Consider the following 241-nt stretch of genomic DNA (forward strand, 5'->3'; position numbering starts at 1 on the left):
GGGAGAACTGACGCTGATGCACCCCGACCGCGGGGCCGCGCCCGACAGGGGCGGCCCCAAGATGGCGGGGGGGCTGGGGGCGGGCCGCGGCCGCATTCTTCTGCGCGCGCGGCGCGCGACGCCCGCGCAGGAGGACGGCGACACCGTGGTGGGGGCCGTCGGGGAGGTGCTCGGCGGGCTGCCCGGGTCCCCGCTGGGGGGCGGGGGGGGGCCCGTCGGCATGGGCGAGGGGGGGCGGGGG

Annotated in this window: 1 pseudogene; it reads left to right on the top strand. The window is 82.6% G+C overall.

Going from position 1 to position 241, the window contains the following annotated elements:
* Positions 1–241 (top strand): annotated as a pseudogene (locus tag KVT44_RS56760) (ROK family protein); the annotation flags it as partial.

It is taken from the genome of Streptomyces sp. GbtcB7 (assembly GCF_019091445.1).
GTDB lineage: Bacteria > Actinomycetota > Actinomycetes > Streptomycetales > Streptomycetaceae > Streptomyces > Streptomyces mirabilis.